Annotated in this window: 20 protein-coding genes and 1 riboswitch; of the genes, 7 read left to right on the top strand and 13 right to left on the bottom strand. The window is 72.1% G+C overall.

Features of this window, described 5'->3' with window-relative positions:
- Positions 1–14: 14 nt before the first annotated feature.
- The gene (locus LQK93_RS19685) at positions 15–761 is read right to left on the bottom strand and encodes an SCO2322 family protein (RefSeq protein WP_374969451.1); all 747 of its coding nucleotides are present in this window, start codon (positions 759–761) and stop codon (positions 15–17) included.
- Between the two features lie 91 nt (positions 762–852).
- A riboswitch (cobalamin riboswitch) is annotated at positions 853–1,015 on the bottom strand.
- 23 nt (positions 1,016–1,038) lie between these two features.
- Here LQK93_RS19685 and LQK93_RS19680 point away from each other — a divergent pair.
- On the top strand, positions 1,039–1,254 hold the full coding sequence (locus LQK93_RS19680; protein WP_374969450.1) for a hypothetical protein: 216 nt from the start codon (positions 1,039–1,041) through the stop codon (positions 1,252–1,254).
- Complete coding sequence (locus LQK93_RS19675) at positions 1,251–2,633, top strand: serine hydrolase domain-containing protein (RefSeq protein ID WP_374969449.1); 1,383 nt, start codon at positions 1,251–1,253, stop codon at positions 2,631–2,633. The genes LQK93_RS19680 and LQK93_RS19675 overlap by 4 nt, the downstream gene beginning before the upstream one ends.
- A 30-nt stretch (positions 2,634–2,663) precedes the next feature.
- Here LQK93_RS19675 and LQK93_RS19670 read toward each other — a convergent pair whose 3' ends face one another.
- The 7 genes from LQK93_RS19670 to LQK93_RS19640 form a co-directional block, all read right to left on the bottom strand.
- A complete protein-coding gene (locus LQK93_RS19670) occupies positions 2,664–3,245 on the bottom strand; it encodes a DUF3043 domain-containing protein (RefSeq protein ID WP_374969448.1) in 582 nt (193 codons plus the stop codon).
- Positions 3,246–3,334: 89 nt separating this feature from the next.
- The gene (locus LQK93_RS19665; protein WP_374969447.1) at positions 3,335–3,943 is read right to left on the bottom strand and encodes a plastocyanin/azurin family copper-binding protein; all 609 of its coding nucleotides are present in this window, start codon (positions 3,941–3,943) and stop codon (positions 3,335–3,337) included.
- Between the two features lie 60 nt (positions 3,944–4,003).
- Positions 4,004–5,440: an ABC transporter permease subunit gene (locus LQK93_RS19660; RefSeq protein ID WP_374969446.1), complete on the bottom strand. Its 1,437-nt coding sequence runs from the start codon at positions 5,438–5,440 to the stop codon at positions 4,004–4,006.
- A 58-nt stretch (positions 5,441–5,498) separates the two neighbouring features.
- Positions 5,499–6,317 (bottom strand): ABC transporter permease, encoded by an 819-nt coding sequence (locus LQK93_RS19655; RefSeq protein ID WP_374969445.1) that lies wholly within the window; start codon positions 6,315–6,317, stop codon positions 5,499–5,501.
- Complete coding sequence (locus LQK93_RS19650; RefSeq protein WP_374969444.1) at positions 6,314–7,321, bottom strand: ABC transporter ATP-binding protein; 1,008 nt, start codon at positions 7,319–7,321, stop codon at positions 6,314–6,316. The genes LQK93_RS19655 and LQK93_RS19650 overlap by 4 nt, the downstream gene beginning before the upstream one ends.
- A 285-nt stretch (positions 7,322–7,606) precedes the next feature.
- Positions 7,607–8,167 (bottom strand): protein-L-isoaspartate O-methyltransferase, encoded by a 561-nt coding sequence (locus tag LQK93_RS19645; protein WP_374969443.1) that lies wholly within the window; start codon positions 8,165–8,167, stop codon positions 7,607–7,609.
- Positions 8,168–8,187: 20 nt separating this feature from the next.
- Positions 8,188–9,636, bottom strand: coding sequence for an LLM class flavin-dependent oxidoreductase (locus LQK93_RS19640; protein ID WP_374969442.1), 1,449 nt, complete (start codon positions 9,634–9,636; stop codon positions 8,188–8,190).
- 56 nt (positions 9,637–9,692) lie between these two features.
- Between LQK93_RS19640 and LQK93_RS19635 the strand changes: the two genes are divergently transcribed.
- On the top strand, positions 9,693–11,063 hold the full coding sequence (locus LQK93_RS19635; RefSeq protein ID WP_374969441.1) for a dipeptidase: 1,371 nt from the start codon (positions 9,693–9,695) through the stop codon (positions 11,061–11,063).
- 83 nt (positions 11,064–11,146) lie between these two features.
- Here LQK93_RS19635 and LQK93_RS19630 read toward each other — a convergent pair whose 3' ends face one another.
- From LQK93_RS19630 to nadA, 3 genes are all read right to left on the bottom strand, one after another.
- Entirely contained in the window at positions 11,147–12,658 is a 1,512-nt protein-coding gene (locus LQK93_RS19630) for an amino acid permease (RefSeq protein ID WP_374969440.1), read from the bottom strand.
- Positions 12,659–12,765: 107 nt separating this feature from the next.
- Positions 12,766–13,527, bottom strand: coding sequence for a metallophosphoesterase family protein (locus LQK93_RS19625; RefSeq protein WP_374969439.1), 762 nt, complete (start codon positions 13,525–13,527; stop codon positions 12,766–12,768).
- Between the two features lie 45 nt (positions 13,528–13,572).
- On the bottom strand, positions 13,573–14,799 hold the full coding sequence (nadA, locus tag LQK93_RS19620; protein ID WP_374969438.1) for a quinolinate synthase NadA: 1,227 nt from the start codon (positions 14,797–14,799) through the stop codon (positions 13,573–13,575).
- A gap of 104 nt (positions 14,800–14,903) precedes the next feature.
- Here nadA and LQK93_RS19615 point away from each other — a divergent pair, with 104 nt between their 5' ends.
- The 4 genes from LQK93_RS19615 (at position 14,904) to aat (ending at position 18,596) form a co-directional block, all read left to right on the top strand.
- Positions 14,904–16,070, top strand: coding sequence for a glycerate kinase (locus tag LQK93_RS19615; RefSeq protein ID WP_374969437.1), 1,167 nt, complete (start codon positions 14,904–14,906; stop codon positions 16,068–16,070).
- Positions 16,071–16,308: 238 nt separating this feature from the next.
- A complete protein-coding gene (erpA, locus tag LQK93_RS19610) occupies positions 16,309–16,686 on the top strand; it encodes an iron-sulfur cluster insertion protein ErpA (RefSeq protein WP_045192555.1) in 378 nt (125 codons plus the stop codon).
- Positions 16,687–16,865: 179 nt separating this feature from the next.
- Positions 16,866–17,852 carry a carbohydrate kinase family protein gene (locus LQK93_RS19605; protein ID WP_374969436.1) on the top strand — a complete coding sequence of 329 codons (987 nt, stop codon included), beginning with the start codon at positions 16,866–16,868 and terminating at the stop codon, positions 17,850–17,852.
- Between the two features lie 69 nt (positions 17,853–17,921).
- Positions 17,922–18,596 carry a leucyl/phenylalanyl-tRNA--protein transferase gene (aat, locus tag LQK93_RS19600; protein WP_374969435.1) on the top strand — a complete coding sequence of 225 codons (675 nt, stop codon included), beginning with the start codon at positions 17,922–17,924 and terminating at the stop codon, positions 18,594–18,596.
- On the opposite strand, the gene LQK93_RS19595 is transcribed toward aat, so the two are convergent.
- Both LQK93_RS19595 and LQK93_RS19590 read right to left on the bottom strand, forming a co-directional pair.
- Entirely contained in the window at positions 18,565–18,825 is a 261-nt protein-coding gene (locus LQK93_RS19595) for a sulfurtransferase TusA family protein (RefSeq protein ID WP_374969434.1), read from the bottom strand. The two genes, aat and LQK93_RS19595, sit on opposite strands and share 32 nt — an antisense overlap.
- Positions 18,822–19,901, bottom strand: a complete 1,080-nt coding sequence (locus tag LQK93_RS19590; protein WP_374969433.1) for an aminotransferase class V-fold PLP-dependent enzyme — start codon at positions 19,899–19,901, stop codon at positions 18,822–18,824. The genes LQK93_RS19595 and LQK93_RS19590 overlap by 4 nt, the downstream gene beginning before the upstream one ends.
- Between the last annotated feature and the right edge of the window lie 137 nt (positions 19,902–20,038).

Raw genomic sequence — 20,038 nt, 5'->3', positions numbered from 1 at the left:
GCCCGCCGCCGACCTCAGGCGTTCCGGCGGGCCCGCGAACGCACGAGCAGGTAGCCGATCAGCGCCAGCAGCAGCAGGCCCGCGACGACGTATGCCGCCACGCTGCCTCCCGAGGTCGACGACGTGGCCGTCGACGCCGACGACGCGACGTCGGAGGCGCCGGCGCCGGATGCCGTGGCGCTGGCCGAGGGGGTGGCCGAGGGTGCCGCGATGGTCACCGGCTCGTCCTTGGCCTTCGCCGCAGCGCTGACCTCCTTGACCGCGCCACCGCAGTCGCTCGTCGGGTAGCCGGCGACGGCACAGACCAGGCCCTTCTCGGTCCGGACACCGCCCGCGACCGCCAGCACCGCAGCACTGGACGCGCCGGTGTCGACGACGGTGCACAGGGCCCGGGGCTGGGGCGGTGTGGCGCCGTCGGCCGCATCAGCCGGACGGCCGAAGTCCAGCACGAGGCCCACGCGCTTCTTGCCCGACTGGGCCGGCGTGGAGCCGCACAGCTGGTCGAAGGTCAGCACCGCGCGCGGGTAACGGGTCGAGGTCTCGTCGGCGACGGCGAAGCGCCAACCGTCGACGGCGCCGTCCTTGGGCACCGTCTGGTCGGGACCCTTCTGCGCGAAGGCCCACGACGTTCCCGTGAGCTGGTAGAAGCCCCAGTAGCGGTACGCGGCGGCCTGGGCGGGTGCGAGCGTCAGGGCTGAGAGACAGGCCGCGACGACGGCGGCGAGCAGCATCCGGATGGGGGCGCGACGAACAGTGGACATGGTTTCCCTCCTTGCGGTCGGACACCATGTCGGGTCGCTGGCTGGAGCCGGCCCGGCGGGGTGACTCCGGTCCGCATTCCACGACAGACTGACAAAGGAGCCGTTCGGGCGCGGGTTTTCCGGCTTGCCGTCCCGGGCCGGCAAGCGGCTCGGGCGGAGTAACGGTTGCGGGTCAGCGCCGGATTCTCACCGGCTTACCCCGTCGTCCTTCGGTAAGGCGAACCGTCGCACGCGCGCCCTCGCTGCGTCAAACGGACCGCCAACTAGGGTGGCGGGCATGAGTGCTGACTGGTCCTGGCTGTTCCTCGACGCGCACGGCAACCCGATGCAGGGGGAGGGCCTCGCGACCGCGGGCTTCCCCACGCAGAGCGACGCCGAGAGCTACCTGGGGGAGTCGTGGCGCGAGCTGCTCGCGGCCGGTGTCGAGGCCGTCACCCTCCGCCAGGACGAGACCGTCGTCTACGGCCCGATGAGCCTGCGGGCAGCCGAGTGAGCACCGTGCCTGCCCGGCGGACGACCTCGGCCGACTCGCAGGAGGGGCTCTCGGCGGGGCTCGAGCGAGACCTGCTCGCCCGCGTCGTCACCGCGCAGCGGTCCTGGCGCGCTCCGGGAGTCAGCGTGGGCGTCGTGCGCGACGGACGGCTCGTCTGGTCCGCACACGTCGGTTCGGCCCGTCTGGCGCCGGCCCCCGCACCCGCCGACGACGACACGCAGTTCATGATCGGCTCGGTGACCAAGACGTTCACGGCGTTGGCCGTCATGTCCCTCCGGGACGAGGGGCTCCTGTCGCTCGACGACACCTTGGAGGCCTACCTGCCAGGGACGAGGCATGCGCGGGTTCCCCTGCGCCAGATGCTCGCCCACGCCTCGGGCCTGCAGCGCGAGCCGGTGGGCAACATCTGGGAGAGCCTGGACCCGCCGGAGCGCGACGCATTCCTCTCCGGAGTGGAGCAGGCCGAGCAGGTGCTGCCGGCGCACCACGCCTTCCACTACTCCAACCTCGCGTACGGCCTGCTCGGTGAGGTCGTCCAGCGGGTGGCCGGCCGGGGCTGGGAGGACGTGGTGCGCGAGCGCGTCCTCGCGCCGCTCGGGATGACGCGCACCGGGCTGACCCCCGCTGACGACCGCGCGATCGGCTACCAGGTCGACCCCTACGCCGGCACCGCCCGCGAGGAGCCGCTCTTCCCCCTCGGCGCCACCGCGCCGTTCGGTGGGCTCTGGTCGACCGTCGCCGACCTCAGCCGCTACGCCGCCTACGTCGCCGAGCCCGACGACCGGGTGGTGCGGCCCGAGACGGTCGAGGAGATGTGCCGGCCGATCATCATGACCGACGTCGACGGGTGGGGCGGTGCCTACGGCCTCGGCTTCGGCATGGGACGCCGCGGTGACCGGGTCTTCGTGGGGCACGGCGGCGCCATGCCGGGCTTCCTGACGGGGCTGCGGGTCCGGCGCAAGGAGGGTGTCGGTGCCGTGGTCTTCGCCAACGCCACGTCCGGGGCGCTCACCCTGAAGCTGGCGACCGACCTCGTCGAGGCGGTCCTGGACGCCGAGCCGCCCCAGGCCGAGGCCTGGGTCCCCGAGACGCCGCAGCCCGAGCTGGCCGAGCTGCTCGGCCTCTGGTGGTCCGAGGGCTCGCCCATCACGTTCTTCGTGCGCGACGGGCAGCTGTGGTCGCGCCTGTCGGAGGACGACCCGCTGTCCGAGACGCGGTATGCCGCCCACGGCACCGACCGCTTCCGCGCCGTCGAGGGCCGCGAGCGCGGGGAGCTGCTCGAGGTGGTGCGGGACGAGGACGGGTCGGTGGAGAAGCTCTACTTCGCCACGTATGCCGTCACCCGGGCGCCGCTCGCCTTCGCCGACCTGCAGGGCTGACGGCGGCTGACGGGGGCTGGACGAGCTGGGTCAGGCCGGGCGCCGGCCCCGGTCGACCTGGGGCTTCGGCATGCGGGTGCGGCGCATCTGGAAGGCGCGCATGATCGCGTACCACGCGTCGCCCCGCTCGGCCGAGCCGAACTTGTCCTCGACCTTGCGGCGGGTCCGGCGCCACATGAGCAGGGCGTCGCCGATGGCCACGAGGATCAGGCCGTAGACGAGGACGAAGACGAGCAGCAGGGCCCAGCTCTGCTTGACGAAGCTGAGCAGCAGCACGATGAGCATCACGGGCAGCATGAACTCGCCGATGTTCCAGCGGGAGTCGACCGCGTCGCGGATGAAGCGGCGACGCGGGCCCTTGTCACGGGCAGGGAGGTACTTGTCCTCGCCCGTCATCATGCCGGCGCGCTGCCTGGCCATCGCCTCGCGGCGGGCCGCCTTGTCCTGCTGGCCGGCCGCCTTGCGGTCGGTGACGATCAGGGGACGCTTGTTGAGGGCCTCCTGCTCGCGCCGCTTCGGCGTCGGCCGGTTCTTGGCACCGGGTCGCGCCTCCTGGTCCGTGGTGACCGTGGGAGCGAGCTCTTCGTTGAGGGTCTTCTTGCGTCCGAACACGAGGACACTCTAAGCCGAAGTGCGGCCGGCCCCCGCATCGTCGACGTCGGCCGGAGGCCCGGCCAGGGTGGAGAGCCGGGGCCGGGGGGCTACTTGATGATGAGCGTGCCCTTCTCGCCCGCGGCGTAGTGCTGGGGGAAGGTGCACAGGTAGGTGTAGGTGCCCGGCGGGGCTGTGAAGGTGATCGTGTTGCTCTGGCCCCCTTCGATCAGCCGCGTGTGCGCGACGATGGCAGGGTCGTCGACGTTCAGCCAGTCGTTGTCATCACCCGCTGCCAGGCCGCTGGCCACGACCGTGGCCTCCTGCCCGGCTCTCACGAGGACCCAGTTGTGGCCGACCTCGTCCTTCGAGTCGGTGTGGTTGACGAACCTGAGCTTGATCTTGTGGCCCGCGGGCTCCGTGATCGTCACCTTGTCGTAGTGGAACTCCTTGGCTCCACTTGCCGATCCGACCTCCACCGGGATCGTTCCGGCGGTGACGGCTTTGGCGGCACCCGGGTCCTGCGTCGCCGTCCCGCGCTCGTCCGGGTCCGGGCCGGTCGACGTCGACGAGAACCCGACGCTCGAGGGCCCGTCCGGAGGCGCCGTCGTCTGGTCGGGGGACGTGCTGCATCCCGCCAGCAGGGCTCCGCCGGCCGCGACGCCCGCCATCATCAGGAGACGCCGTCGCGTCGGACTCCAGCCGTCTGCAGTGGGCATCTGGACCTTTCCTTCCTTGTTCGGCCTGGGCGAGCGCGGCTGTGCACGCCGGCGACGGAGTCAGAGCTCGTCCTGGGGCGCCTCGGCCGTGGCGCGTCGGCGGCGGAGCGTCGGGAGGACGGCGATCAGCATCAGGGCGACCGGGGTCGCGATCGCCACGGGGAGCACGCCACCCGGGTTCGTCTTCTCGAACGCCCTCACGGTGAGGTGGATGCCCGGGCTGGAGACCGGTTCCGACGTCGCGTTCGGCCCGCGCGGCTTGGGCAGGACCGTCATGTAGACCATGTAGTCGCCCTCCAGGATCGCCTCGACGGTCCACGACTGCTCGCTGGACTCACCGGGGGCGAGCGGGTCGACCTGCTGGGTCCGCTCGGGCGACCAGTCCTCGGGGTCGACCGGGTCGCCCTTGCCCGTCTTGACGATGTTCATCGCGACGTTGAGCGGTGCTGTCGCCGTCGCACCTGCGTTGGTCACGACGGTGGTGAACTCGACCTCGTCGCCGGCGTTGACCGTCTTGTACCGCAGGTCGACGGAGACCTGCAGTCCCTGCCCGGCAGCCGTGGGCGCTGCCTGTGCCCGTCCGGCGGGCGTGACGACCAGGGCTGCCGCGACGCCTCCGACGAGAAGCAGGCCCGCCAGGCGCCCGGGTCTCGCGAGGCCCGACCGGGTGGCGTCCCGGTCGAGACGCAGGCGGGGGGCGGCATACAGGAAGAGCACGGCCAGCACACCCACGGCGGAGAAGATCGCGGCCAGCAGGTAGGGCATCTTCTCCGCCACCGTCCGGTTGTTCACGAGCACCTTCTCCAGGAACTCGCTCGAGGCCTGGAGGGGGTTGAACTGCTGGATCAGATAGCCGAGGTCACCCTTCTGGGCGCTGCCCGGCCACTGGGTCGGGATGAGGAAGACGAGGTAGACCACCAGGCTGGCGAAGAGGCTCGCCCTGTTCGACCTTGCCCAGATGCTGAGGATCATCGCGAACCCGGTGAAGGCGAGTGCGAGGAGCCCGCCGAGGAGGGCTCCCAGCAGGAGCCCCTCGCGGATGACGTCGGCCCCCTGCGCGAGGACGACGACGTACGGGATCGTGAGCAGGAAGGTCACCGGCCACGGGGACATGGCGGCGAGGAACTTGCCGATCACGACCTGTCGCGGCCGGGCGGGCGTCAGCAGCAGCGGCTCCAGGGTCGCCCGCTCGCGCTCACCGCTGATGCTGTCCGCTCCGATGACCAACCCGACGAAGAGCCCGAAGGAGATGCCGCTGAGGATGGTCAGGAACGCCATCTCCACCGGAGGGATCAGGCTGAGCTCGCTCTCGAACTGCCGCAGTGCCGACGTCACGGACATGACGAGGCTGAAGAGGATCAACAGCAGCATCACCCGTCCGCCGGTCCACAGGTCGACGAACTCCTGCCTGAAGACCAACCACCACACCGGTGGAGCCATCCCGCGCCGCTCCGCCACCTCGACCCGCTGACTGCGTCGCTGCTGTGCCACGCTCATGACAATGCCTTCCTGGCTGGTGCCTGATGCGGTGTGCCGTCGCGAGGCGGCGGCCGTGTCACTCCGCCGCGAGACGGACGCGCCGTGCGGAGTGGAGGAAGAGGACGCCCACGATGACCGCTGTCATCACAGCAGGGGCGACCAGGTAGACCCACGCCTCGCTCAGCGGCCTGTTCTGGTCCACCACGATGGTCAGCAGCCGGCTCGCCGACTCCAGCGGGTCGACGGCCGAGACGAGGACACCACCCGACGAGTTGAGGAACTCAGTGGGCAGCTGAGCCGGGATGAGCAACCCGGCATAGACGAGCAGGCAGATGAAGAGGCTGATCTTGCTGGAGTCGGACCAGATGCTCACCAGCATGCCGAAGCCCACGAAGGCCACGGCCAGCAGGCTGCCCAGCACCGCACTCCAGAACAGGGCGGTCCACAGCACCGGGTCCCCGTGCGAGAGCGTCGCAACGTAGGGCACCGAGAGGAGGAACGCTGCGGGCCAGGGGGAGAGGGCGGCCAGGAACTTGCCCAGCACGATCTGCCGGGGACCGGACGGGGTGAGGAGCAGCGGCTCCAGCGTGGCGCGTTCCCGCTCGCCGCTGATGCTCTCCGCGCCGATGACCAGGCCCATGAACAGCCCGAAGGTGATGGTCGACGTGACCGCGACCACGACGGACGCCTTCATCGTGACCAGCTTCAGGTCGTTGTTCGTGGCCAGCAGGTAGGCCGTGACCGACATGAGGACCGTGTAGAGCGCGAGGAACCTGAGCACGCGTCCTCCCGCCCACATCTCCAGGCACTCCTGCTTGAAGATCAGCCACCAGGGGGCAGCGGTCCGACCCGGCGCCGCCACGCGCCCGGCGGCCAGTGAGAGGTCCTGGCTCATTGGATCGCCTCCGCGGTCAACCTGAGGAAGACGTCCTCGAGTCGCCCGCCACCCGTGTCGAAGCCCAGGACGGGAACGTCCGCCCTGATGAGGGACTCGAGCAGGCGGTTCCTGACCTGGGACGCATCTGCTCCTGAGCCGTTGGAGGCGCGCAGCTTCACGTCGACCCACCCCGTGGAGTCCTCCGAGCGCACGTCCCCGTCGATGCCGGGGACCTCCCTCAAGAGCTCCTGGGTCCTGGCGATCGACGCCACCGGGACGCGTATGCGTACGACGTGGTCGAGCTCCGGACGGGAGGCTCCGACGACCTCCGCGACAGTGCCCTTGGCGACGACCACCCCCGCACTCATGATCACCACCTCGTCGCAGACCCCCTCGATCTCGGACAGGAGGTGGCTGCACAGCACGACGCCCGTCCTGCGCTCCCTGGCGATCCGCTGGATCAGCCGCAACAGCTCTCGCTGCCCGCGCGGATCCAGTCCCAGCGTGGGCTCGTCGAGGAACACCACGGCCGGGTCGTTCACGAGCGCCCGCGCGATGCCGAGTCGCTGGCGCATGCCGTGGCTGAAGGAGCCGACGCTCGAGTCCGCTCGGTTCTGCAGGCCCACGTCCTCGAGCAGGTCGGCGGCGATGCGTCGGGCCTCGCCGGCCGGCCGGCCGTAGAGCTGTGCGAAGTAGGACAGGTATCCGCGGGCCGTCATCTGCCTGGGGAACCCCAGTCCCTCTGGCAGGACGCCGATTCGGCGACGGATCTCCTGGGGCCGGTCCGAGCCGATCCCGTCCACGCTGAACCGGCCCGCGCTCGGTCGGAGGATCGTGGTGAGGATCCGGATGGAGGTGGTCTTGCCGGCACCGTTCGGACCGAGGAAGCCGAGGACCCTTCCGGCGTCGAGTGAGAAGGTGAGGCCCTTGAGGGCCACCCTGTCTCCGTACGTCTTTCGTAGATCCTCGGCCGCGAGTATCTCGGTACTGCCCTGGGCTCGCGGGTCAGGGACGTCCTTCATCGTGGCGACCTCCTGTCGCTGTGGCCGAGCGTGGACGTCGCGGATCTGGTGCCTGCGACGATCCGTCCTGAGCGCGGCCACGCCGGTCCCGAGACTCGGACTGAGGCCAAGTAGACGCTCATGCAACCCACCCCCGACGACGGCACCTGGAATTCAGGTTATTCCCACGGTTGCGACGACGAACCCGTAGTCCGCAGAGTCACTTTCACCCGGATTTGAGCTGCGCGACCACCTCGTGTCCGGGCGAGCTGAGACCGAGGACGGCGAGCCGTGCCGAGTCGTCGGTCACCGCAGCGGAACGAACAGGTACGGGCCGTGCACCGTGGTCCGTGTCGTCCCCGCCTCGAGCGCCACCGTGGTCAGCCGCCCCCCGACGGGGATCACCATCAGCCCCTGCGGTGCCAGCTGGTCGACGAGGGCCGAGGGCAGCGTGGAGACGCCGGCCGAGACGAGGATGCGGTCCCACGGCGCCTCTGCGGGTGCGCCGAGGACCCCCGGTTCGGCGATGCGGATGGAGGCGTGCGGCAGGTCGGTGCGGGACAGGTTCTGCGCTCCCCAGCTGGCGAGCTCGGGCTCGAGCTCGACGCCGAGGACCGTGCCGGTGGAACCGACGAGATGTCCGAGCAGGGCTGTCGTCCAACCCGATCCGGAGCCCACGTCGAGCACCCGCTGTCCAGGCTGGACGTCAAGCAGGGTGAGCATCGTTGCAACAGTGCGCGGTTGGGAGTTCGTCTGGCCGTGGCCGATCCCGATCGGGCCGTCGAAGTCGGCGCGCCACCGCTGGGTGCCGGGGAGGAAGCCGGCACGGGGAACTGCCTCGAACGCCGCCCGCACCGCGTCGTCCATGTCCGGAGCAGACCACGGTTTCACGGGGACGCCAGGGGCTCCAGCGCGAGGACGTCCTCAGGGCCGGACAGGTCTGGCAGAGCGAGGAACACGGAGCTGACGCCACGCTCGGACAGCCGGGCGTAACGGTCTCGGTGCTGCGAGACGCAGCCCGCGTGGTGCCGGGCCGCGTAGGTGGCGGCCGGGGTGCGCCCCCGAAGCCGTTCGACCCGCGCCCAGGCGTCGTCGCGATCGCGCCCCACGACGGGCACGTCGAGCACGGTCACGGCCACGTCCTCGTGAGGGCGACCGACGGCGTCGCACTCGGCTCGGAGGAGCGGGATCGCGCGCGCGAGGGTGGCGTCGTCGCTCGGCACGTTGCAGCCGTCGCCGAGCCGGGCAGCGACCCGGAGCGAGCGGGCTCCCGTACCTCCGACGACGATGGGCACCGCGCCTGCCGGGCGCGGATAGCCTGTGGTCTCGGGTAGGAAGACACGCTGGCCCGCATACGGTTTCGTACCGGCTGCCCACAGGGCGCGGATCGTCTCGATGGCGCTCTCGAGCCCGTCGAGACGTTCCCTGGGGCTCGGGAAGGGCAAGCCGTATGCCGCGTGCTCGCGTGCCCACCACCCTGCGCCGATGCCGAGGAAGGTCCCTCCACCGGTGATCGCGTCGAGGGTCGCGGCTGCCTTGGCGGTGATCCCGGCTGGGCGGAACGTCACGGGTGAGACGAGCGGGCCGAGCCGCAACCGTGTGCCCAGTCCGGCCAGGACCCCGAGGGTGACCCAGAGCTCGGGAAGCGGCTCCCAGGCACGACCTGCCTGGGGGATCTGGATGAGGTGGTCCATCAAGGCGATTCCCTGCAGGCCGGCCTCTTCCGTCGCCCTGGCGATGTCGGTGAGCCACGCGAGCGGCTCCTCGCCCCAAGGGAACCGGGACACCTGGAGGATCACTCCGAAGTCGTGGCTGAGACTGGTCGGCGGGCTCTGCACCTGGGGCACCGGGCCTGCGGCCGAGTCCGGGGCGACGAGCCTGATCTGGTCCCAGCCCTCCGACCGGAGCTGCGCCACCGCGTCCACGTGGCGCCGCACCTGGCCAGCCAGCGCGGCCGCAGGCACCGGTCGGTCGCGCCGGCTGTTGCGGTGGCGGACGAGCGCGACGGGAGTCTCGAACACGACGGCAACCGCGGGCAGCCCACGCGCTCGGGCCAGGCCGAGGTGCCGACGCCTGCGCTCCGGCTCCATCCCCAAGGTGTCGACCACCGTCGTGAGGCCGCGACCGATCCGCGCCGCAACGATCTGGTCGAGCAGCACGAAGGCGTCGGCCGAAGCCTCCAGGTCGGAGGGCCCGCTGCCTACGACGGCCCGCAGGTCGTCGGAGGCGACGATCTCCTGGGCTCGGAAGCGCGTCGCCGCCCACGTGGACTTGCCGGCGCCCGAGGGTCCGACGAGGACCACCAGCGCGGGGTCGGGCAGCGGCGCATCCACCACGTCCGCCACCCTAGTCGCGCAGCCCCGGTGCGGGAGGCACTCGATAGGGTCAGGGGGTGACTGATGACGCGCTCACCCCCGACCAGATCCAGCAGATCCGCGACCGTGTGGCAGGCCTGATGCCGCAGGTCCGGGCCGACCTCGAGCAGCTCGTGCGCATCCCGAGCGTCTCGGCTTCCTCGTTCGACCAGAGCCAGGTGGCGCGCAGCGCCGAGGCCGTCGCCGAGCTCCTGCGCCGCGAGGGGCTCGACGTCGACATCGTCGTCGAGGGCGGTCGCCCGGCCGTCATCGGGCACATCGACGGGCCCGAGGGCGCGCCCACGGTGACGCTCTACGCGCACCACGACGTGCAGCCGCCCGGCGACGACGCCGACTGGGACAGCTCGCCGTTCGAGCCCACCGAGCGTGACGGCCGGCTCTACGGCCGCGGTGCCGCCGACGACAAGGCCGGCGTGATGGCCCACGTCGCGGCCCTGCGCGCGCACGCCGGCAACCTGCCCGTCGGTGTCACGGTCTTCGTCGAGGGCGAGGAGGAGTTCGGATCGGCCTCCCTCCCGCAGATTCTCGAGAAGCACGGCCACCGCCTGTCCGCCGACGCCATCGTCATCGCCGACTCCGGCAACTGGGCCATCGGCGAGCCGGCCCTGACCACCACGCTGCGCGGCGGTGTCCGGGCCGTCGTCCGCGTCCAGACCCTGGACCACTCGGTGCACTCGGGCATGTACGGGGGCGCCGCGCCGGACGCCGTGACGGCCCTCATCCGGCTACTGGCCAGCCTGCACGACGAGGACGGCAACGTGGCCGTGAAGGGCCTCGAGGAGGGCACTGCCGCCGAGCTCGACTACGACGAGGCGCGCTTCCGCGAGGAGTCGGGCCTGCTCGACGGCGTCGACCTCATCGGCACCGGCTCCATCCTGACCCGCCTGTGGAACAAGCCGTCCATCACCACCATCGGCATGGACGTGACGTCGGTCGACAAGGCGTCGAACACGCTGGCCGCCCGCGCCGCCGCGAAGGTCTCGATGCGCCTGGCCCCGACCCAGGACCCGGCAGCAGCGTTCGAGCTGCTGGAGCAGCACCTGCTCGAGCACGCGCCGTGGGGGTCGAAGGTGACCGTCGAGCTCGAGGAGCACGGCTCCGGCTTCGCGGCCGAGGCCGACGGCCCGATCTACGACGAGGCGCGCGCGTCCTTCGCCGACGCCTGGGGAACCGCACCGGTCGACATGGGGGTCGGCGGGTCCATCCCGTTCATCTCCGACTTCGTCGCCCGCTTTCCCGAGGCCGCGATCATCGTCACCGGCGTGGAGGACCCCGACACGCGCGCGCATGGTGCCAACGAGTCGTTGCACCTCGGCGAGTTCGAGAAGGTCTGCGTCGCCGAGGCCGTCTTGCTGGCCCGGCTGGGAGCGCTGCGCCCCGCCCGCTGAGGCGACGGCATACGACCACGAGCGCCCGGCGGCCAGCACGGCTCCCGGGCGCTCGCGTATGCCGTCACGCCACGTCGCGCAGGTCAGTGGCCTGCGCGTCCCGCCCCTGCCCGGGCGGACTCGCGCTCGTCCAGGCGGCCGAGCTCGCCACGGTGTCGGCGCTGCACGAGCACGCCGGCCGAGACGGTGACCGCAGCCAGGGCGAGGGTCCAGTAGAGCTCGAGCTTGGAGGGGCCGAAGGCCATCACGGCCATCACCACCACGATGAACGCGATGGTGGCCCAGGTCAGGCCGGGATAGAGCCACATGCGCACCGGCGGCCGCTGCCCGGCGGCGTCGGAGCGCCGTCGCTCAACCAGCTGCGAGAGCGCGATGACGAGGTAGATGACGAGCGCCACGCCGCCGGACGTCAGGAGCAGGAAGTCGAACAGGCCCGTGCCGGAGAAGCCGTAGTGGAGCACCAGGCAGGCGACCGCCACCGCACTCGATGCCAGCACGGCGCGAGACGGGACCTTCGAGCCGCTGACCCGACCCCAGGACGAGGGGGCATCACCGCGCACGGAGAGCGAGAACGCCATGCGCGAGGCGGTGTAGAGGGCGGAGTTGAGGCAGCTCGACACGGCCGTCAGCACGATGATGTTGACGAGCGTGTAGGCGGTGTCGGGGGCGAGCCCCATCGCGGTCAGCGCCTCGCCGTAGGTCCCGATCTCGTGCCCGCCCGCGCCCTTGCCGGACGCGAACACCGAGTACGGCACGAGCGACACGACGATGAAGATCGAGGCGAGGTAGAAGGTGCCGATGCGCCAGATGACGCTGTTGGTCGCCCGGTGGATGCCCTGCACGGGGTCCTTGGACTCGGTCGCCGCAATGGTGACGATCTCGGTGCCCATGAAGGAGAACATCGTGATGGCGATCGCCGTGATGACGGCGCTCCAGCCGTTCGGCGCGAAGCCCCCGGCGGTCAGCTGGCGCAGCCCGCTGGCCCCGTTGCCCGGCAGGACGCCCGCGATCGCGAGGATGCCGACGACGATGAAGACGGCGATGGCTGCGGCCTTGATGAGGGCGAACCAGAACTCGAACTCGCCGTAGTTCTTGACCGACGCCAGGTTCGTGGCCACCAGCGCGACGAGGATGCCTGCGGCGAAGGCCCACTCCGGCACGGCGGGGAAGAAGCCGTGGGCGACGCGGCCGGCCACGATGGACTCCCACGGGATGACGAGCACCCAGAACCACCAGTAGAGCCAGCCCACCGAGAAGCCGGCCCAGCGCCCCAGGGCGCGGTCGGCATACGTCGAGAACGAGCCGGTGTCGGGGTTGGCCGTCGCCATCTCGCCGAGCATCCGCATCACGAGGACGACCAGCGTCCCCGCGGCGAGGTAGCTGAGCAGCACCGCCGGCCCCGCGTCGGCGATCGCGGTGGCCGAACCCACGAAGAGCCCGGCCCCGATGACCCCCGCGATCGAGATCATCGTCAGGTGGCGGTTCTTCAGCCCCGTCGAGAGGTCCGACCCCTTGTCGGCCTCGGCGCCCGTGGTGCGTGCGGCCGCGTCGTGAGCGGCAGCCTCGGCCGGAGCCGGGTTGGTCTCCGTGCTCATGGAGGTCCTCCGTTTCGTCAGCCCCCCGGCCCGTAGAAACTAGGCGGAAACGCGCGCGAGCGCACATCGGGGCATCTCGCCCCGCGCTGGACGCGGCCCCCGCCCGGTCAGTCGACCGGCTTGGCCGAGCCCCGGAAGATGCCGTCGCGCAGCTCGAGGGCGTAGGCGTCGGCCTCCGGCATTCCCAGCTCGAAGCCCACCGCGATCTCCGCCTCGATGTCGTAGGACACCCTTGTGAACGAGATCGAGAACGGCCCCGGGTCGGGGGAGTCCGCCACGCCCTCGAGGACGGCATAGGGCGCGCTCGGTGCGTCGAGGTGGTTCCCGACGGCGCCGGCGTTGAAGAGGGTCAGCCCCTCGTCGACCTCCAGGTAGGCGCTGTGGATGTCGCCGTAGCCGACGACGTCGGGAGCTGCTCCTGGCTCCTGGCCCCCGGTCGTGAAGTCACCGGTGAAGTCGGTGTTGGTGAACATGCCGCGGAACTGCTCCTGCGTGTGATGGACGTGCACGCGATGGAACTCGCTGACCTGCGAGGCGTGGAAGAGCCGGATGCGGTGGCCACTCATCACCAGCTCATGGGTGCCCGGCAGCCCTGCCAGCCAGGAGATCTCGTCGTCACCGAGCCGGTCACGGACCCACTGGCCGTGCTCCCAGGGCTGCTTGTCCCTGGCCGAGATGAAGGCGTCCCAGTTGCCGCGGACCGTGGCCTCGCACGCCTCGCGGCACAGCTTGACCGCCTCGGCCCCGCGGGGGCCCTTGCCCACGACGTCGCCGAGGTTGAGGATGCGTGCGATGCCGCGGGTCTCGATGTCGGCGAGCACCGCACGCAGCGCCGTCACGTTGCCGTGGACGTCGGAGATGACGGCCACGCGGTCCAGAGAGCGCTGGCCTCTTGCCGGGTCGGACACCCGGTCTCAGTCCCTGGAGCTCTTGCCGGGCAGGGCGAGCATGCGGTCGAGCGCCGCCCGGGCCTCGGCCGCGACGGTGGGGTCGACGCGGATGGGGTTGACCGCGCGCCCCTCGACGAGGGACTCGAGGGCCCAGACGAGGTGCGGCAGGTCGATCCGGTTCATCGTCGAGCAGTAGCAGACGTTCTTCTCGAGGAAGGCGATGCGCTGCTCGGGGAACTGCTGTGCCAGCCGGCGCACCAGGTTGAGCTCGGTGCCGACGACCCAGGAGGTGCCGGCGGGTGCGGCCGCGATGGTCTGGATGATCTTCTCGGTCGAGCCGACCTCGTCGGCGAGCTCCACAACCTCGTAGCGGCACTCGGGGTGGACGATGACCTTGACGCCGGGGACCTCGCGGCGAGCCGCCTGCACCGCCTCGACCGAGAAACGGCCGTGCACCGAGCAGTGACCGCGCCACAGGATCATCCGGGCCGCCTGCAGCTGCTCGGATCTCAGGCCGCCGTTCGGGCGGTGCGGGTCCCAGACGACGCAGTCCTCGAGGGTGAGGCCGAGCTCGCGCACCGCGGTGTTGCGGCCGAGGTGCTGGTCGGGCAGGAAGAGGACCTTGCCGGTCCCCTTCCCGTCGACGCCGAGACCGCCGACCTGCTCGAAGGCCCAGTCGAGGGCGGTGGCGGCGTTCGAGGACGTGCAGATGGTGCCGCCGTGCCGCCCGGTGAAGGCCTTGATCGCCGCGGAGGAGTTCATGTACGTGACGGGGATCGTCTGCTCGGCGATGCCTGCGGCGGCGAGCTGGTCCCAGCAGTCCTCGACCTGGGCGATGGCGGCCATGTCGGCCATGGAGCAGCCGGCGGCGAGGTCGGGCAGGATCACGGTCTGGGCGGCGCTGGTGAGGATGTCGGCCGACTCGGCCATGAAGTGCACGCCGCAGAAGACGATGTAGGGCGCGTCGGGGCGGGCTGCCGCGTCGCGGGCGAGCTTGAACGAGTCGCCGGTCACGTCGGCGAACTCGATGACCTCGTCGCGCTGGTAGTGGTGGCCGAGGACGAAGACCCGGTCGCCGAGGGCCGCCTTCGCGGCGCGGGCCCGCTCGACCAGGTCCGGGGCGGACGGGGCAGGCAGCTCGCCGGGGCACTCGACGCCTCGCTCGGTGTGCAGCTCGGTGCCGCCGCCGAGCACGAGGAGGGGGAGCGGGGCGGGCCCCGCTGCGCGTGCCGTGGCCGTGTCGGTCGTCATGGCCAAATCGTATGCCGCCGCGCCGAATGCCAGCACCGGCTCGCCACGCCCTTGCGCCACCCGGCCGCCGCCTGTCTGCACGTCGGCAGTGGCAGGATGCCGCCGTGCACGTGATCATCGCCCCGGACTGCTACACCGGCACCCTGACGGCGCGGCAGGCCGCAGCTGCTCTCGCCGAGGGCTGGGCGCGGACCGCCCCCGGGGACCGGCTCACCCTGGTCCCGCTCTCCGACGGTGGCCCCGGCTTCGTGGACGTCCTCGCCGAGAACCTGCCCGGCGAGGTGCACGCGGTCGTGACCACCGACCCGCTGGGCCGCGAGGTCCCCGGGTCGATCCTGCTGACGACCGGCGCAGGCGGCCGGACGGCATACGTGGAGTGCGCCCAGGCCGCGGGACTGCACCTGTTGGCGCCCGACGAGCGTGACCCGACCCGTACGACGACCACCGGCGTGGGCACGCTCCTGCTGGCGGCGATCGAGGCCGGCGCCCGGCGGGTGGTCGTGGGGCTCGGCGGCTCCGGCACCAACGACGCCGGAGCGGGCCTGCTGGCGGCGCTCGGGGTCGGTCCCGCAGAGCGACTGGGGCGCGGGGGGCTGGCCCTGGCCGCCACGTCGCCCGCAGACGTCGCCGGCCTGGACGCCGCCCGTGACCGGCTGCGCGGGATCGACCTCGTCATCGCGAGCGACGTCGACTCGCCGCTGCTCGGGCTCAAGGGGGCAAGCGCCGTCTTCGCACCGCAGAAGGGCGCCTCGGAGGAGGACGCCCAGCGGCTCGAGGGCGCCCTGGGTCACTTCGCGAGCGTCGTGGCCCGGGTGCGGCCCCCGGCGCGCGACCTGCTGACCGGGAACCTCCTCAAGCCCGAGCGGGAGCCCGGGGCCGGCGCGGCCGGCGGCCTGGGCTACGCGCTGCACCTGCTGGGCGCGCGCCGGGTCTCGGGCGTCGAGGCCGTCCTCGACGCCGTCGGTTTCGCCGACCTCGTCGCGGCGGCCGACCTCGTCGTCACGGGTGAGGGCAGCTTCGACTGGCAGTCGCTGCAGGGCAAGGTCGTCGTGGGCGTCGCGGAGGCGGCCGCACGCGTCGGGGTCCCGGTCGTCGCCGTCCCCGGACAGTCGCTCGTCGGGCGCCGCGAGGCCATGGCGGCCGGGCTCTCGGGCGTGTATGCCGTCGCCGAACGTCCCGACCAGGTGGCCGCCGCGCTCGCCGAGCCGGCGTCACGTCTGGCCGACCGCGCAGCGCGCGTCGCGCGAACCTGGTCCCCGTCGACGTCCTGAGCCTCCGGTGAGCCGGCACCGGTCGAGACGAGGTCCTGACGCCGCCCGGACCCGTCCACGACACCGGCCATCACACCGGCCATGACACCGTCCAAGGCGCCGTCCATGGCGCCGTCCATGGGGAGCGTGCACCGTTTGCCGGACCCCCGACGTATGGTGGAAAGGCGCCCGGGAACACATCCGGCGCCGCAGGGGTTGTCACTCCAGACCCATGCTCCACGACGTGAAGGACCAACACATGAGTGTCGAGACGAACGCATCTCCCGCCGAGGTTCAGACCGAGGCTCCCGCCCACGGTGTCGTCCTGACGGACGTCGCGGCCACGAAGGTCAAGAGCCTGCTCGAGCAGGAGGGTCGCGACGACCTGCGCCTGCGCGTGGGTGTCCAGCCCGGCGGCTGCTCGGGCCTGATCTACCAGCTCTACTTCGACGAGCGCACGCTCGACGGTGACCTCGTCCGCGACTTCGACGGTGTCGAGGTCGTCGTCGACCGGATGAGCTCCCCCTACCTCGAGGGCGCCACGATCGACTTCGCCGACACGATCGAGAAGCAGGGCTTCACGATCGACAACCCGAACGCCGGCAGCAGCTGCGCGTGCGGCGACTCCTTCAGCTGAGCCGCTCGCAGCACGCAGCGGCACCCAGCACCACCGGAAGGGCCCGACCACCACGGTCGGGCCCTTCCGCATCCCCGGGGCCCGCGGGGCCCCCGGCAGTCCGGCCGGCGCAGTGCATCCCACGGCCATGGTCGGGCGGTGGTGGTGGGGGTTGGGCGCCGGCCGGGTAGGTTCGTCCCGTGCAGATCGCCATCACCGGTTCCATCGCCACCGACCACCTCATGACCTTCGACGGGCTCTTCGCCGACTCGCTCGTCGTCGAGCAGCTCGACAAGATCTCCCTGTCGTTCCTCACCTCCGACCTGCAGGTCCGCCGAGGCGGGGTCGCGGCCAACATCGCCTTCGGCATGGCCAACCTCGGCCAGCGGCCGCTGCTCGTCGGTGCGGTCGGCGAGGACTTCACCGATTACCGGAGCTGGCTCGAGCGCCACGGCGTCGACTGCGGCGCCGTCCACTACTCCGAGTCGCAGCACACCGCCCGTTTCATCTGCACGACCGACCGTGACATGGCCCAGATCGCGACCTTCTACGCCGGGGCCATGACCGAGGCCCGCGACATCGAGCTGGCCCCAGTCGCCCAGCGCGTGGGCGGGCTCGACCTCGTCGTCATCGGGGCCAACGACCCCGAGGCGATGCTGCGCCACACCGACGAGTGCCGGTCCCGCGGCATCCCGTTCGCGGCCGACCCCTCGCAGCAGCTGGCCTTCTGCGACGGCCCCACCATCGAACGGCTCATCGACGGCGCCGACTACCTCTTCACCAACGAGTACGAGAGCCACCTCGCCTGCCAGAAGACCGGCTGGAGCGAGGACGAGCTCGCTGACCGGGTGCGCGTCCAGGTCAAGACCCGCGGCAAGGACGGCGTCACCGTCCGGGTGCGCGGCGAGGAGCCGGTCGAGGTCAAGGTCGCCCGCGAGGTGCGCAAGGCCGACCCGACCGGGGTCGGCGACGCCTTCCGCGCCGGCTACCTGACCGGTCTGGCCGCCGGGCTGCCCGTGCAGCGCTGTGCAGAGCTCGGCTCCATGCTCGCCACCTACGTCATCGAGACCGTGGGCACGCAGGAGTACGCGCTCGGCAAGGCGCGCTTCCTCGAGCGGCTCGCGGAGGCGTACGGCCCCGACTCGGCCGACGAGATCGCCCCGCACATCACCTGCCCGCGGCCGTGACGCCCCTCCCCGGACGCTGACGAGCCTGCCCACACCCCCCAGCAGCCGCACGAGAGCCGGGAGCCGTCAGTGCCCACGCCGCCACCGCCCACCTCCTGGGACTTCGCGCTCGAGCGCGTGCCGCCGGGGGAGGACCTGGTGGGCATCGGCGCCGACCTCGACGTCGCGACCCTCTACGAGGCGTACTCCGTCGGAGTGTTCCCGATGGGCATCGGCGACCACGGCGCCGAGCCGCTCGGCTGGTGGTCCCCGGACCCCCGGGGCGTCCTGCGCCCGCGCGAGCTCAAGGTCAGCCGGTCGCTGCGCAAGGCGGTCGCGCACTTCGAGGTCCACGTCGACACCGACTTCCTCGGGGTCATCGAGGCCTGCGCGGCGCCCGACCGCGACGGTCGCTGGATCACCCCTGCGATCATCGACGCCTACGTCGAGCTGCACCGGGCCGGGTGGGCGCACTCGATCGAGGCCTGGCAGGACGGCCGGCTCGTCGGCGGCCTCTACGGCGTGGCCATCGGCGGCCTCTTCGCCGGTGAGTCGATGTTCCACCACGCGCGGGACGCCTCGAAGGTCGCCCTCGTGGGCCTGCGCGACCTGCTCCTCGCCGACGGCGACCCGCGCCGCCTCGTCGACGTCCAGTGGCAGACGCCCCACCTCGCCACGCTCGGGGTGCGCGAGGTCCCGCGGGAGGAGTACCTCGCGATCCTGCCGACGGTGCTCAGCGCCCCGCTGCCGCCGTGCTGGGCGTAGCCACCTCGACGACGTAGGCCGTGTGGTCGTCCTCCACACGTGCCTCGAGGAAGCGGTGGCCACGCATCCGGCACCAGGCGGGCACGTCGTGGGCGGCCGCGGGGTCGGTCGCCAGGACCACGACCACCCCGACGCCGGGCCTGTCCTGCACCAGCCGGGCGAGGCGGATGACGGGCAGTGGACACCGCTGGCCGCGGGCGTCGAGGACGGTCTCCTCTCCGGCGCTCACAGTCCCGCCACGCCCAGCTCGGCCCGCACCCCGGCGACCGTGGGCGCCAGGGCGGAGAGGAAGGCGTCCACGTCCTCGGCCAGGGCGGGGGAGACGGCGGGCAGGGGCAGGGTGACCCGCACGTTGCCGTGGGTCAGCACCCCCATCGCGGCCAGCACGTGGCTCGGCTCGAGCGTGCTCGACGTGCAGGCCGAGCCGCTGGCGACGGCGAAGCCGGCCCGGTCGAACGCCCCGACCACGGCCTCGCCGTCGACGTAGAGGCTGGAGAACGTGACGACGTGCGGGAGGCGGTCGTCGGGGTCGCCGACGACCTCGGTGTCCGGGACCGAGGAGGCGGCCGCACGGATCGCCGCCACCAGGGACCGCGTGGTGCGGGCGTCGTCGGCACGGGTCGACGCCGTCTGCTGCCAGGCCTCCGCCGCCGCGAGGGCGAGCGGGACCCACGGAGTGACCTCGGCACGGCCGTGCTCCACGTCCGCCCGCGCATCCAGCCACTGCCACCGCACGCCCTCGCGCACGACGAGCACGCCGAGCGGCGGGCCGCCCCAGGACCGGGCGTCCCCGACGAGCACGTCCCACGCGGCCGGCGCGTCGTCGCGACCCAGGGACGCCATGGCGTCGACGACCAGGGGTATGCCGCGGGCGGACGCGAGCTCCCGGGCCCGGTCGAGCGGCTGGCGGGTGCCCACCTCGCCGTTCGCGCTCTGCAGGGCGGCCACGACCGTCCCCTCCACGGCCAGGGCCGCTGCCCAGGCATCGAGGTCGACGCGGCCCGTCACGTCCACGGGAACCTCGGCGAGCAGGGCCACGTCCCCGGCAGCCGCGACCCGCGACCGGCCGGGCACGAGAACGGCGGAGTGCTCGACCGCAGAGGCCACGGTCCGCGCCCCGCGGCGGCGGGCGGCATACGCCACCCCGTCGACGGCCCGGGCGAGGGCGGCCGGGCCGCTGGGCAGGAAGCTCACCTCGGCGGGCCGGACACCGAGCCCGGCGGCCAGCACCTCCCGCGAGCGGTCGAGCAGCGCGCGGGCGCGTCGCCCCTCGGCGTGCAGCCGGTCTGGGTCGGCCCAGCCCACCTCGACCGCGGCACGGAGCGTCTCTCGCGCGACCGGGTGCAGTGGCCCGGCGGCCGCGTCGAGCAGGTGGCGTGAGGCCCGTGCGAACGCGTCCCGAGGAGCTTGGGGCCTCGCCCTGGACGTGGGTAAGGAGGACG

The organism is Terrabacter sp. BE26 (assembly GCF_041941675.1).
Lineage (GTDB): Bacteria > Actinomycetota > Actinomycetes > Actinomycetales > Dermatophilaceae > Terrabacter.
This window is presented reverse-complemented; position numbering and strand designations above follow the sequence as displayed.